11 protein-coding genes are annotated in these 15,066 nt (G+C 36.3%); 7 read left to right on the top strand and 4 right to left on the bottom strand.

Features of this window, described 5'->3' with window-relative positions:
- The first annotated feature begins 59 nt into the window (after positions 1-59).
- A complete protein-coding gene (gene ubiE, locus NBT05_RS08755) occupies positions 60-788 on the top strand; it encodes a bifunctional demethylmenaquinone methyltransferase/2-methoxy-6-polyprenyl-1,4-benzoquinol methylase UbiE (protein ID WP_265773109.1) in 729 nt (242 codons plus the stop codon).
- A gap of 40 nt (positions 789-828) precedes the next feature.
- Complete coding sequence (locus tag NBT05_RS08750) at positions 829-1,539, top strand: porin family protein (protein ID WP_265773108.1); 711 nt, start codon at positions 829-831, stop codon at positions 1,537-1,539.
- Positions 1,540-1,547: 8 nt separating this feature from the next.
- Here NBT05_RS08750 and NBT05_RS08745 read toward each other — a convergent pair whose 3' ends face one another.
- Positions 1,548-2,279, bottom strand: a complete 732-nt coding sequence (locus NBT05_RS08745; protein ID WP_265773107.1) for an RNA methyltransferase — start codon at positions 2,277-2,279, stop codon at positions 1,548-1,550.
- 36 nt (positions 2,280-2,315) lie between these two features.
- Here NBT05_RS08745 and NBT05_RS08740 point away from each other — a divergent pair, with 36 nt between their 5' ends.
- The 3 genes from NBT05_RS08740 to accD all read left to right on the top strand — a co-directional run bounded on the left by NBT05_RS08740 (position 2,316) and on the right by accD (position 6,964).
- Entirely contained in the window at positions 2,316-4,886 is a 2,571-nt protein-coding gene (locus NBT05_RS08740; protein WP_265773106.1) for a BamA/TamA family outer membrane protein, read from the top strand.
- Positions 4,887-4,985: 99 nt separating this feature from the next.
- Complete coding sequence (gene fbaA / locus NBT05_RS08735) at positions 4,986-6,053, top strand: class II fructose-bisphosphate aldolase (RefSeq protein WP_265773105.1); 1,068 nt, start codon at positions 4,986-4,988, stop codon at positions 6,051-6,053.
- A 50-nt stretch (positions 6,054-6,103) separates the two neighbouring features.
- Complete coding sequence (accD, locus tag NBT05_RS08730; protein ID WP_265773104.1) at positions 6,104-6,964, top strand: acetyl-CoA carboxylase, carboxyltransferase subunit beta; 861 nt, start codon at positions 6,104-6,106, stop codon at positions 6,962-6,964.
- A gap of 150 nt (positions 6,965-7,114) precedes the next feature.
- Here accD and NBT05_RS08725 read toward each other — a convergent pair whose 3' ends face one another.
- Together NBT05_RS08725 and NBT05_RS08720 are read right to left on the bottom strand one after the other, a co-directional pair.
- Entirely contained in the window at positions 7,115-7,558 is a 444-nt protein-coding gene (locus NBT05_RS08725) for a DUF1330 domain-containing protein (protein WP_265773103.1), read from the bottom strand.
- A gap of 261 nt (positions 7,559-7,819) precedes the next feature.
- On the bottom strand, positions 7,820-9,409 hold the full coding sequence (locus NBT05_RS08720) for a M43 family zinc metalloprotease (protein WP_265773102.1): 1,590 nt from the start codon (positions 9,407-9,409) through the stop codon (positions 7,820-7,822).
- A gap of 356 nt (positions 9,410-9,765) precedes the next feature.
- Between NBT05_RS08720 and rpsO the strand changes: the two genes are divergently transcribed.
- Together rpsO and NBT05_RS08710 are read left to right on the top strand one after the other, a co-directional pair.
- Positions 9,766-10,035, top strand: coding sequence for a 30S ribosomal protein S15 (gene rpsO, locus NBT05_RS08715; protein ID WP_265773101.1), 270 nt, complete (start codon positions 9,766-9,768; stop codon positions 10,033-10,035).
- A 203-nt stretch (positions 10,036-10,238) separates the two neighbouring features.
- Positions 10,239-12,455, top strand: coding sequence for a polyribonucleotide nucleotidyltransferase (locus tag NBT05_RS08710; protein ID WP_265773100.1), 2,217 nt, complete (start codon positions 10,239-10,241; stop codon positions 12,453-12,455).
- A 94-nt stretch (positions 12,456-12,549) separates the two neighbouring features.
- Here the strand turns inward: NBT05_RS08710 and NBT05_RS08705 are convergent, their stop codons facing one another.
- Positions 12,550-14,949: a T9SS type A sorting domain-containing protein gene (locus NBT05_RS08705; RefSeq protein WP_265773099.1), complete on the bottom strand. Its 2,400-nt coding sequence runs from the start codon at positions 14,947-14,949 to the stop codon at positions 12,550-12,552.
- Positions 14,950-15,066: the final 117 nt, after the last annotated feature.

The raw sequence follows: 15,066 nt of genomic DNA, 5'->3' as shown, positions 1-15,066 counted from the left end.
TAATAGAAATGCAATCTTTTGGTCATTTTCAATAGCTTATATTTGCTTAAATTTTAGCTATGGCCAAACAGGTTACTCCGTACAACGACAAAAACAGTTCAAAAAAAGCCCAGGTAACAAAAATGTTTGATACCATATCTGGGGAATACGACAATTTAAACCGCGTTATTTCTTTTGGTATTGATATCTCCTGGAGAAAAAAAGTAGTGGCACTGGCGAAACGTAAAAATCCCCAAAAAATTCTGGATGTTGCAACCGGAACGGGAGACCTGGCCATTGCTCTGCAAGAAACCGGTGCCCCTGAGATCGTAGGCCTTGATATTTCACCAAACATGCTTGAGGTTGGGAAAAATAAAGTGATGCAAAAAGGACTGAACAAGCAAATTACTATGGTGGTAGGAGATAGTGAAAACTTAGTGTATGAGGACGCTTATTTTGACGTGGTAACGGTCGCTTTTGGCGTTCGAAATTTTGAAGATCTGGAAAAAGGGCTTTCTGAAATACACCGGGTTTTAAAACCGGGCGGTTCTTTACTGGTGCTAGAGACTTCGGTTCCTACTAAAACCCCATTTAAACAAGGATATCGATTATATACCTCAAAGATACTTCCGCTGATAGGCAGAATATTTTCTAAAGATAGAACCGCCTATGAATATTTAAGTGAAAGTGCTGCTGTGTTCCCTTTTGGACAGGCTTTCAACAATATTTTATTAAAAGTTGGGTTTACTAGTAGTAAAGACATGCCACAAACTCTAGGGGTAGCTACTATATATGAAGCTATAAAATAAGTTGTTTTACCTTAAAATTCTGTACGTAGAATACATGCAAATGAAAAAAGTAGTACTAATCATCCTGATTGCTTTCGCTTCGCAAGTGGTAAATGCGCAATTATTTTCAAAAGAACGGGTTCGGAACCTTCAAAATTTTGATAAGAAACGATTGAGTTACGGATATATCCTAGGGTTTAACAGTTATAACTTTAATTTTGATTATACCGCAGACGAATTTGATGATGACATTATTGTACAAAATGATGTAATCACCGGATTTAATGTTGGGCTACTAGGAAATTTAAGAATCAACGATTATCTCGATTTACGCCTGGAACCCCTAGTTACTTTTTCACAAAGAAACTTAGAATTTACAGATCCGGATATTGGGGAAGAATTCAGGATGCGGGAGGTACGCTCTACCTATATTCATATCCCTTTATTATTAAAAGTATCCACTAAACGTTTAAATAACTTTAAACCCTTTATTGTAGGAGGATTATCCACTTCGATCAATCTTTCCAGTAATGAAGACAATCCGGACGATAACCAGGACGGTCAGTTCAGAATGACTACTAACACCAGTTACTTCGAATTAGGGTTTGGTATTGATTTTTACCTGCATTACTTTAAATTTACTCCTTCCATTCGGGGTATTTTTGCATCTTCTGATGAATTAGTTAGGGATGATGACGAGTTTAGTCCTTATACTTCCGGTATAGATAAATTGAGAACACAGGGAGTTTTTATTAATTTTACCTTTCAGTAAAATTAAAATTACTGCCGTCGGAATTCATTTAGTAAGATGGCTCCGGCAGTTGCTACATTTAGGCTTTCTACCTGGTTGTTGCGATCATATTTGGGTATAGTAATTCGTTGTGTGACCCATTTGCTAACCGTATCAGAAATACCTTTGCCTTCATTACCTAATATGAATACGGAAGGTTTTTGAAACCGGGTTTTATAGATAGAGGTACCTTCCATAAAAGTTCCGTATACTTCAGTATCTTCTGATAAGGTTTGAAAAAACCCGGATAATTCCTTGTAAAAAACCCGAACCCTACCAATTGAACCCATCGTTGCCTGTACAACTTTTGGATTATAGGCATCTACGGTGTGTAAAGAACAAACTACGTCTTTAATACCAAACCAATCACATAAACGAATAAGCGTACCTAAATTTCCCGGATCTTGTACATCATCCAGGGTTAATAATACTTCCGGTTGCTTTTGTAAGTTATACTCCGGGGCATAAAATAAAGCCAAAGCCTGTTGGGATTTTTTTAAAAAGCTAAGTGACTGCAATTCCTGTTCGGTAACCGTTACTACGGTTGCTGTAACCTGGCTAAATAGTGCGGGGTTTATAGTGTATATGGCTTGTACCTGTAACTCTTGTTGTAATAGCTCGTTTATTAACTTAACCCCTTCCGCTATAAATAAACCATGTTGTTTTCTATATTTTTTGAAAGCAAGACTTTTGATAAGTTTCTTTTGGTTTTTACTAACCATTCAAATAATGTATTTTTGAACTATAATGTGTTCGGATTGAAATATTTTATTCTCCAAATAGGGTGCTTTTTAAGCATTTTACTTTTTTTACAGTCGTGTAATGCGGTTAAAAAAGTTGCCGGGTCTGACCATCTTCTTGAAGAAAATACCATTTATGTTGATAGTGTTAAAATCAAAGATAGTAAAATAAAAAGTCTGCTATCACAACAGCCCAATGTCAAATTATTAGGCAGTCCTTTACGTTTACATATCTATAATCTTGCCAATAAAAACCCTGATTCTGCTTATGCGCTGTGGTTATCAACACATCCCAAATTAAAAAAAAACATAACTAAGTTATTATCAGAAAAACAGGTGAAGCGACTAGGTGTGGGATATGCCGGTTTTAATCAATGGCTGGAAGAAACTGGTCAGGCTCCTGTAGTCATTGATAGTGCAAAAACGATAAAATCAGAAAAACGATTACAGGCGTATTACTGGAACAATGGATGGTTTAACGTAAGTACTGGTTATAAGATTGATTATTCTGATAATAAAAGAGCTACTGTTGACTATTATATTCAACCGCGCCAACCTTATACCTTAGCTGCCGTAAAGACTCGTATTACTTCTAAAGTGGCTGATTCTATTTACCAACTGCATCTGGATGAATCCCTATTAAAAACCGGGGCACAGTATAAAACAGCTGATGTAGAAGCTGAACGCGAACGTTTGACTACCTTATTTCGAAATTCCGGACTTTATCATTTTGAAAAAGAGTTTATTACTTATGATGCGGATACAATTAATACGGATCATAGGATCAATTTAAACCTCTCAATTAATAATCAAAGTGTTACTGAAGATGACGCTACCTATGTACATCCTTTTACCGTTCATAAAATCAGTAAAGTGCATATTTTCTCAGATTATAACTATGCCAATCGCGATAAAATTCCGCAGGATACTACGAATTACCGAAAATACAGCATGTTCAGTTATGGGAAACGTAAATTTACCCGTAAAGCGCTTACTAACTCCATATTAATCACTCCAGGAGAAATTTTCAGGGATCAGGACAGAACACTTACTTATAATCAAATAAGCAATCTACGGATTTTTAAATACCCTAACATTAAGTACGAGCCCGATCTGGATGATCCTAAAGGTGAAGACCTGATTGCTACTATTTTATTAACTCCACGTAAAAAATACAGTGCAAATTTCGAATTTGATGTTTCCAGGTCTACCATTCAAGTGTTCGGACTGGGATTCGGGGGTTCCTTGTTGATCCGAAATGTATTTAAGGGGGCAGAATTGTTAGAAATCAGCGGTAGAGGAAGTGTAGGTTCTTCCCGGGACCCGGTCAATACGGAGAGTGAATTTTTTGATATTGCTGAAATTGGAATGGATTTTAAATTAACCTTTCCAAAGATCATTTTCCCCTTTGACCTAAAGCGTTTTATACCAAAATACATGTCGCCTACCACTAATCTAATTTTTGGAATTAATGCACAACAGAATATAGGTTTGGATAAACAAAATGCTTCCGGTATTTTTAATTATACCTGGCGACCTAACAAAACCCTAACCCATCAGGTTGATGTTATCAACGTACAATACGTTCGTAACTTGAACACTAATAATTTCTTTAATATTTACCGAAATTCATTTCAGCGGTTAAATACCATTGCCGTAGCAGTATTAAATCCCGGGTCTGCCTTTTTTAATGAAAATAATGAGAATACCGAAAATACACTATCAATTCCAGTAGGAGCCGATAGTTTTTTAGCTCAATCCCTAAACCCTGAAACGGTTGATGAAGATATTACGCCAGACCAATTACAGGAAATCCGAAATATCAACGAACGCAAAGAACGCTTAACCGAAGACAATCTAATCTTTACCACCAGTTATACCTTTATTAAAAATACACGGGAAAATCTTTTTGATGAAACTTTTTACCGATTTCGAACTAAACTAGCTGCTGCCGGAAACCTATTAAACACCATTGCTGATTTTGCCAAACTGGAGAGAAACGAAAATGACCGTTTTTCTATTTTCGGAGTAGAATTTTCACAGTATGCCAAGTTGGAGTTGGATTACATTAAACACTGGGATCTGGGGCGTAAACGTATTTTTGCCATTCGTACTTTTGGCGGATTAGCGGTTCCTTACGGAAATGCAAATAGCATCCCTTTTGCCCGAAGTTTTTTTGCCGGTGGCCCCAATGATAACCGCGCCTGGTTACCATACGAGTTAGGACCAGGTAGTAGTGGCGGACAGGATGAGTTTAATGAAGCCAACTTAAAACTTGCTTTTAATATTGAATACCGATATCCCATTCTAGGAGCCTTACAAGGTGCGCTTTTTGCCGATATAGGTAATATCTGGAACTATCAGGACAATATTACTGATGAAGCCTCCAGGTTTGAAGGCATCCGGGACTTACGGGAACTAGCAGTAGGATCCGGTTTTGGGTTACGATACGACTTTGATTTTTTTGTAGTTAGGTTGGATTTAGGTTTTAAAACTTTTAATCCGGCTAATAATGCGGATCAAAGGTGGTTTAGAGGTTATAATTTTTCAAAAACCGTTTTTAATGTCGGAATCAACTATCCTTTTTAAAACCATGGAAGATGACAATTCTTTATAATAAACTAAATACAACCTTTAGCGTCCTGATATTTTACTATTTTTGTGATCTTACAATTACAATCAACACTTATGAGTCATAATCTAAAACCCGGCGTTGCTACGGGAGATGAAGTTCAAGCGATTTTTAACTATGCTAAAGAAAAAGGCTTTGCCTTACCAGCTGTCAATGTAATAGGATCTAATTCTATCAATGCGGTACTGGAAACTGCGGCTGAATTAAACAGTCCGGTGATTATCCAGTTTTCTAACGGAGGTGCACAGTTTAATGCCGGAAAAGGACTATCAAATGAAGCCCAAAAAGCAGCAATTGCGGGAGCAACAGCCGGTGCAAGACACGTACATATGTTAGCCGAAGCATACGGAGTGACCGTTATCTTGCATACGGATCATTGTGCAAAAAAATTACTTCCGTGGATTGATGGCCTATTAGATGCCGGAGAAGCTTTTTATAAAGAAACAGGAAAGCCTCTCTACAGTTCGCATATGCTGGATTTATCCGAGGAACCTCTTGAAGAAAATATTGCAGTCTGTAAGGAGTACCTGAAGCGAATGGAAAAATTAGGGATGACCCTGGAAATCGAATTGGGAATTACCGGAGGAGAAGAAGATGGTGTTGATAACAGTGATGTTGATGATTCTAAATTATATACCCAACCGGAAGAAGTAGCTTATGCTTATAAAGAATTAAGCAAAGTAAGCCATCGGTTTACCGTAGCTGCAGCTTTTGGTAATGTACATGGAGTGTACAAACCCGGAAATGTAAAACTAACTCCTAAAATCCTTAAAAATTCTCAGGAATTTATATCCGAGAAGTACGGAGTTGAACATAATCATATTGATTTTGTATTTCATGGAGGTAGCGGTTCCACTCTGGAAGAAATTCGTGAAGCCATCGGATACGGAGTCATAAAAATGAATATTGATACGGATTTACAATTTGCTTTTTGTGAAGGTATCCGGGATTATATGACCGGTAAGATTGACTATTTAAAAACGCAAATTGGTAATCCGGAAGGCTCTGAAGAACCAAATAAAAAATATTACGACCCTAGAAAGTGGTTACGTGAAGGTGAACTTACGTTTAAAGAACGTTTAAAGAAAGCCTTTGAAGATTTAAATAACGTAGGAACGTTATAGCGGAGGTAGGTAACCAAAAAAGGATTTCAACGTAATAAGGTAAGTAATGTATGGCTTGGTTTAAAAGAACACAAAAAGGAATTCAAACCGCAACCGAAGATAAAAAAGACGTTCCTAAAGGATTATGGTACAAGTCTCCTACCGGTAAGATCGTAGATGCCGAACAACTGGAAAAAAACTTTTACGTAAGTCCGGAAGACGGATATCATGTCCGTATTGGAAGTAAAGAGTATTTTGAGATTATTTTTGATAATAATAAGTTTAAGGAGTTAGATGCAAATCTTACTTCAAAAGACCCTTTAAAATTTGAAGATAATAAGAAATACACCGACCGTTTAAAAGCTGCACAGGAAAAAACCAATTTAAAAGATGCCGTACGGACTGCCGTAGGTAAATCTGATGGTAATGAACTCGTAGTAGCCTGTATGGATTTTGCTTTTATAGGAGGGTCTATGGGAAGTGTTGTAGGTGAAAAAATTGCACGTGCCGCAGATTATTCTCTAAAACAACGGATTCCATTAGTTATTATCTCCAAATCCGGAGGGGCCCGTATGATGGAAGCTGCCATGTCTTTAATGCAATTGGCTAAAACTTCAGTTAAACTTGCGCAATTAGCAGATGCCAAAATACCTTATGTTTCCTTATGTACTGATCCTACTACCGGAGGTACTACGGCTTCTTTTGCTATGTTAGGTGATATTAATATTGCCGAACCCGGAGCTTTGATTGGATTTGCAGGTCCTCGAGTAGTACGGGATACGACAGGAAAAGAACTTCCCGAAGGCTTTCAAACTTCGGAGTTTTTACTGGAGCACGGTTTTTTAGATTTTATCACCCCCAGGCAGGAGCTAAAGCGAAAAATAAATTTATATCTGAATTTGATACTGAATCGGCCATTACCTACTAGCTAAATCAAGTGTAGTAATAACTTTACAAGTATTAATAAGTGTAGTAAATTATTAAAAATAAGTTAGAAAGAGCTTGTTAGATTATTGAACCTTTTCAACTACTTTAACAAGCTTAGACTAACTGAAATTTAAAGCAATTGAAATACCAGTAAGCTATCTATCCTTAAACGATAGCAATCCTTCTTTTTCTTTACTAGGTAATAACCGAAAGTCTTTTAATGCTGCTACTTTATGACCCCTATTTTTTAAATACACTGAGGTTTGTGCAAACTCCATAAACCTGGCTACTGATTTATGTTTAACTAACAACATGGCATCCCATTTTTCTTCTTGTGGGCCTATCAGAAAATAGTTAGTTTCTCCGTAAAAAAGCACTTGACTCTCTATATTTTTTAATTCAGACATAACTGCATTCATATACAATTGATAGGCAGCTTCACCTGTAATGGGTTGGGCAGGTTGTAGGTGAGGATATGCTTTATAGTCTGCAGTAGTATTATAACGCAGCAAGTTTAACATTATAAATTCTCCTTTAGATAATAAATTACGATAAAATAACTGTCCTGACTCCGCTGTTGCTTCCAGATATGTTTTCATTAAATAACTACTTTTTTATACGTATTTACTGTGTTTAAATATAATCATTTAGAGTTAATTCTTCTTGAAATCATTAATACCTCACTATTTTCTTATCATTCAATAAGCTAAAACTAGCTTGTGTTTTATTCCTAAGATTTTTCACTAAATTAATGCTAGATATCATGAAATTTCATAAAATAACAATGCCCTTCAAGATTTACTTAACTAAAAAAAGGCCACCTGTTTAGGTAGCCTTTTTAATTACTGTATTAAATATCTTTATTTTTTTACAAAAGGTATGGTGTTAGAAAAATCTTTACCAATTTTTAAAATATACATACCCGGTGTAAGATTACCTACATTAAGTGTTGTATTATCTAAAGTGCTACTGGATAAGATACGTCCTTGTAAGCTGATGATCTGATACGGATCGCCTAATATAGCTCCGTTTATATTGATTTCAGTATCAAAAACAGGATTTGGATATAGTGTAATCTCAGTTTCAGTTGTTCTTGCACTACTATTACTAATTACATTAGTAGTTGTACCTAAACAGAAAGCTGTAGCCTCCCCACTACCAATAGCAGCACCTGAAGCTAAGACCGTACCATCTTTACCTACTAGTTCATAAGAGCCTTGACCATATTGACAACACAAACCATCCCCAAAGGAATCTGTAATTACCAACTCATAACAAGCGTTATTCAAACATTCGGTAATACTAAGAGAAGCTCCGGCATTTTGATCTGTATAAGGACCTCCACTGGCAACTACGTTTCCATTGCTATTTTTAATTTCAAAAGAAATATCTTCCGGATAGCTATCAAAAGTAAAAGATAGGCGTACATCACTACATCCTGGTTTAGGATCAGGATCTATTACTGCATCTTTTGAACAACGAGTAGATTGTGCTAATTTTGCCCGGAATCCGTTACCTAGTAAAAAGGCTCTCATACGGTTCTTCTGTCCTCTCGTAAATAAGTTCATACATCCGTCATCTGAATAATCCATGTAGTTTTGTACCATATTTAAACTACCACAACTTGATGCACCGATCGGGCAACCTCCGCTAGGACCGCTAGCATTAGGGGTATCATTAATCCCGTCATCTCTTGAGCAATTACCATCACCCCAAATATGAGGCAATCCTAAAAAGTGTCCAACCTCATGCGTTGTCGTTCTTCCTAAATCAAAAGGTGCCCGCAAAAAGAACCCGTTTCCTTTGGCACTGCTTCCAAAGTATTGCGGAGCCATCACCACCCCATCCGTAGCATCCGGTCCTAATCCGGGAAACTGGGCAAAACCTAATAACCCGCTACGGGCAAAATTGGCCGTCCACATATTCATATATTGATCAGTAGGCCAGGCATTAGATCCACCACTGGAATCAAACTTCATATTTTCACCACTGAAACCTCTTACATTTGTAGCCTTACGAATAATCCCGTTTGTAGGATTTCCATTAGGATCTACCTGTGCCAGGCAAAACTCTATCTGAACATCCGCAGCTTGTGACCATACATTATCACGATCACTATTTAACCTCCTAAAATCTTCATTCAATACTTCGATTTGAGATAAAACCTGTGCATCGCTAATGTTTTGTTGTGGCGTATTGTACAATACATGCACAACTACCGGTATGGTAATAATTTGTCCGTCAATACTTTTGTTCAGGCTTTTTATGTTTTTCTGAACTTCGGCTTCTATTGCGGCCTTTTTTACTAATAATTTTGGATTATCTTCTAATTTTTTATTAAGATATTCTACCGCAGCGCAGTTCCGGGTGGGTGTATCTTTAATTTGTTGCCCGTAGAAAATACCGGTGTATAAAAAACAAAAAAGAAGGGTAAGGTTAGTTGATTTCATTTTGTGTGTTTTTTTTAATTTGAATTATACAAATAAAGAAAAATAACCGTTGTTATAATAATTTTAATAGGAATTTATATACAATTTCCCCTACTTATTATGAATTTAAAAGTTTTTCAATCCTTCAGTCATTATAAATTCATTTATATCGCATTCATTTTGAGAACTATGAAAATTAATTTGATTAACAACTCCGATTAAAACTTAGAATTATTGGAAAACAGTATTATCGGTAAAGGGTTTAGTTTACTAGATAAAATAATTAGTTCACAATAAGTGTACAACATAATTAATAGTGTATATTTGCAGCCAGATTGAAAAGATCAATACATAAAAATCATTTAAATAATATTGGAATGTATTTAACAAAAGAAGTTAAAGAAGAAATTTTTGAAAAGCACGGTAAAAGTAAAACCGATAGCGGAACGGCAGAGGGTCAAATTGCATTATTTACTTACAGAATAACACATTTGACAGAGCATTTAAAAAAGAACAGAAAAGATTTTAATACAGAACGTTCTTTAGTAAAATTAGTAGGAAAAAGAAGAGACCTTCTGGACTACCTAATTAAAAAAGACATTATGCGCTATCGTGCTATTGTTAAAGAATTAGGATTAAGAAAATAACATGACGAAGGAGAGGCTTTTTAGTCTCTCCTTATTTTTTTCGGTGTAAGCCGTACTTCTTTATTAGTTTTTCATTGGTTCATTTACTACGACACACAACACAACCTCGTCAAGCCAGAGTATAAAGGCTAAACCAATGTTTAATATACTTGTTACAGGTTATTCAGATGATAACCGTAGCTAGTAGTACCTAAAATTAAAATATGATTCCAAAGGTATATCGCGAGGTTATCGACCTCGGTGATGGGAGAGAAATTTCTATTGAAACCGGTAAACTGGCAAAGCAGGCACACGGATCTGTAGTGGTTCAGTCTGGTAAGTGTATGCTACTTTGTACAGTAGTATCTAATTACAAACAGAGCGACGTTGATTTTTTACCACTTACAGTAGATTACAGGGAAAAGTTTGCAGCTTCAGGAAGATATCCCGGGGGGTTCTTTAAAAGAGAAGCCCGGCCTAGTGATGGAGAGGTATTGACCATGCGATTAGTAGATCGTGTATTACGTCCTTTATTTCCTAAAGATTATCATGCTGAAACACAAGTCATGATTCAATTAATGTCTCATGATGAAAATGTAATGCCGGATGCTATGGCCGGATTAGCAGCTTCTGCAGCTATTCAGCTTTCGGATTTTCCGTTTGAATGTGCTATTTCCGAAGCAAGGGTCGGACGGGTAAATGGTGAGTTTATCATCAATCCTACCCGAGAGCAATTAGAAGCATCCGATATTGATATGATGATCGGAGCATCCGCAGATTCTGTAATGATGGTTGAGGGAGAAATGAAAGAAATTAGCGAAGAAGAAATGGTGGAAGCCATTAAATTCGCTCATGAACATATCAAAAAGCAATGTGAAGCACAACTTAAGCTAGCAGAAGCTTTTGGTAAAAAAGAGGTTCGAGAGTACGACCCGGAACGAGAAGATGAAGAATTAGAAAAGAAAATCCACCAAATGGCTTATGACAAAGTTTATGCGGTTGCCAAAGGTGGACATGGAAAGAAAGAAAGAGGTTTAGCTTTCTCTGAAATTAAAGAAGAAATTAAAGAAACTTTTTCTGAAGAAGAATTAGAAGATTTTGGAGAGTTGGTTTCCAAATATTACCGCAAAGCAGAAAAAGCAGCGGTTCGCGACCTTACCTTAAAAGAAGGACTTCGATTAGACGGCCGTAAACCGGATGAAATCAGGCCTATCTGGTGTGAAGTGGATTATTTACCTTCTACACATGGTTCGGCGATTTTTACCCGTGGAGAGACGCAAGCTTTAGCTACTGTTACCCTGGGTACTTCGCGAGAAGCCAACCAAATTGATATGCCTTCTTATGAAGGAGAAGAAACATTTTATTTGCATTATAACTTCCCCCCTTTCTCTACGGGTGAGGCACGTCCGATCCGGGGTACCTCCAGACGAGAAGTGGGACATGGTAACCTGGCGCAACGTGCTTTAAAAGGAATGATCCCCGAGGATTGTCCGTATACGGTTCGTGTAGTTTCTGAAGTATTAGAATCTAACGGTTCTTCTTCTATGGCTACGGTTTGTTCAGGAACAATGGCTTTGATGGATTCTGGGGTTCAGTTAAAAAAACCGGTTTCTGGTATTGCCATGGGACTGATTTCAGACGGAGAATCAGGCGAATACGCAGTATTAAGTGATATTTTGGGAGATGAAGATCACCTGGGAGATATGGACTTTAAAGTAACCGGTACTGCAGACGGAATTACTGCCTGTCAAATGGATATTAAGGTCAAAGGCTTATCGTATGAAATCCTGGTAAATGCCTTAAAACAAGCAGCCGCAGGAAGATTACATATTTTAGAGAAATTAATAGATACCATTGCTCAACCTAATTCGGATGTAAAAGCACATGCTCCTAAAATGGTAACGACTAAGATCCCTGGAGAGTATATCGGTGCATTGATCGGACCGGGTGGAAAAGTTATACAAGAACTTCAAAAAGAAACAAATACGACTATTGTAATTAACGAAGATCCGGTAACCGAAGAAGGATTAGTAGAAATTCTGGGAACTGATCAGAACGGTATTGATAAAGTATTAGCAAAAATCGATTCTATCACATTTAAACCAGAAGTAGGAAGCGTATATGAAGTAAAGGTTATTAAAATGCTTGACTTTGGTGCAGTGGTAGAATACCTGGATGCTCCGGGTAATGAAGTATTGCTACATGTATCTGAACTCGCTTGGGAACGCACTGAGAATGTAAGTGATGTAGTAAAAATGGGTGATGTTTTTGATGTCAAATATTTTGGTATTGATTCCAGAACCCGTAAAGAGAAGGTTTCTCGTAAAGCTATTCTACCTAAGCCGGAAGGTTATACAGAACGACCTCCCAGAGACCGGAATAATGATCGTAATAAAAGAGGAAACGACCGTAAGCCTCGTGAAAATAGAAGAAAGGACTAGTTTATTTTCTTTTAACATGAAGCAAACAACGCCTTCAAAATTTGAAGGCGTTGTTGTTTTTTAGCTAATAAAAGCATTTTATCCATTCAGGATATTAGTTAACTACAAACTTATGAGAAAAGGTTTTATTATTTGATTTTATAACATAAGTATACATCCCACGAGATAAGTTTAAGTTTTGAGTATCTGTGGTAATTACTTTATTCTCTCCTTGGTTAATAACTCCATCAAATACGGTTTGAATGGTTCTTCCATGCATATCAAGTACCATTACTTTAGTAGCTCCATATACCTCCGTACCTAGTTGTAAGGTAGCTGTTCCGGAAGCTGATTGTGGATTAGGATAACTTACTATTTCCGTACTTACCACTTCCTGTAATTCGTTTAATACTTGATTTTCTAAAGCTAAAATCTCAGTAGTGACATTATCTGAACTTTTTCTTCCAAAGGGAATAAAACTTAAAGCAAAAGCAGTATTTACATCTGTTTGATCAATTCCTAAAGGACTAAAAGACTCATTTAAGCTATAAGTATCTTTAGCAAAATCTACATTAACTGTATTTGCATCACCAAAAGCTCCATCTGTAATCCCGGCAAGACCATTTATATTACCACCTTCATCCATAATGGAAAATACTTCATTAGAATTAGTAGTATGATAATTTCCAAGATAATGCCCAATTTCGTGAGCGATCACATTTCCTAGGACAACTTCAATTAATTCTTCAATAGGGACATTATCTGCTCGAGGAATATTATTAATAGAATTTGGATTATTGGGATCTACATTACTTAACTCATCTAACAATACTAAAGCTTGATCATCAATACTAAAATTGCCACTATCAATTTCATTTGCAATACCAATAGTTCCTATACCTGATTCTTCAATGGTACCTCCTACGATAACAGTACTAAATGGAATTCCGGCCCGGTTTAAAATACTAGGTATTCTATCACCTAGAAAATCACTACCTAGATCACTGAATATTAATACATCGAGCTCTGGATTAATGCCTTTCTCACGTAATTCTTGTTTTAAATTTTCTTTTACAACTTTATCAATCTCGTGAATCAAACGTACTCGGTTGAATGTATTATTTTCAATTCCCCAGTTAGTAAGAAAATCTTCAAATGGAGATAAGAAACGTTCTTGATTCAATACCGGATCATTAACTGAAATTGTATCAGGAACCCTAAAAAATTCTCTTTGTACAAACTCTGAACCTGTATAATCTAAGTAAATTAATTGCTTCTTTCCTATACTATTAGCTTCCAGCCCTGGTCGAGAAGAAAGAATTTCTGCGGTATAAGGTCCTAGGGAACTACCGATAGATAATGTGTAATTTCCATCTTCCGGGATCACATAAGATAAAGTAGTTTGCCCATTAGATGGTAGAGGAGAATTAGGAGATAAAAAATTAGTAAAGTCACGAGTACTAATCCCAGGGGTATTGTCACTTAAAAAAAGACTTGCAGTTGTCCTTAATACTCCGTCAATTGCTACTCCAAATACGTCTCCTTTTTTAAGGGAAAAAGAATAAGAATCCGTATCTGGGGTTTCGCCAAAATAACTAAGTTGCAGTGCATAAGAACCTTCATTTACAGCCCCACCCCCCGAAGTAGGATCGAAAGGATTTAATGGCAGTGCCCCAAATAAAGTTTCAAACTCATAAATAGCAAAGTAATAGTTACCAGCTTCAGGAGCTATGAATTCAATAACGGTTTGAGGTGTAGGTCGAACATCAAAATCTAAAATTTGACCTTGTTCATTATAAATAATTAGTGCTAGATTAATAGGTATGGAATCTGTTGCTTGGGCTATGACCTGCGTTAATTCTGACTCTTCTAATGTGACTTTATAAAAATCAAAATCACCATTACCTCCGTTAACCGATCCTTGAGGACCATCTCCTATAGTTGCTTCTGTAAAATAAAAAGCAAAACGTTCGGGAAGATCAATCAAACTAGCTGAAGGAATTGCACCATTATCCTCTTCAGTTTCAAATACCTGAAAAGAAAAGTCAGGAACTTCTTCTAAAGCTAAAGTACCATTTATAAATACGGTGTTTGCTTCATCATTACTACTTCCAAAATTGGAAATAGTTTCTGCATTTTCAATAGCATCATTTAAGTTTTGTCCTGCACTTTCATTTTCGTTAAAATTGACCGTGCTCATTTTTGAACGAAGCTTTCCTTTATTTTTAGCTTTTGCTAATTCATAATAATACTCATTCCATTGTCGAGTACTCCCTTGTTTTGAAAAGTAACTGGTAAAAGGGTTTACCCCTAGTGGCATTTGATAAGAATCTGTCTCTGAAAAATTCTTTTTTTGAAGGTTATTTTGTTTTTTCTCTTTGTACCTATTAATATAATTCATCAAATCTCTTCCTGCCGGAGTTTCTTCAATCTGAGTTTGTGAAAATCCTGAAGAAAATACGCCTAAGGATAAAATGGATACTAGTATCCAGACAAAATTTGTACTTTTTTTCATTTCGTAGTGATTTAGAAGTGAGTGTTTTATCTAACATCAATATAGCTTTTCTTTTTTTATTAATATGGAAAACTATAAACTTTGACAAAAATTTAAAAACGAAATACATTTTAGTAA

The sequence above is a fragment of the Aquimarina sp. ERC-38 genome (assembly GCF_026222555.1).
In the GTDB taxonomy this organism is placed as follows: Bacteria; Bacteroidota; Bacteroidia; order Flavobacteriales; family Flavobacteriaceae; genus Aquimarina.
The sequence above is the reverse complement of the archived record's forward strand: the minus strand, read 5'-3'. Positions and strand labels throughout refer to the sequence as shown.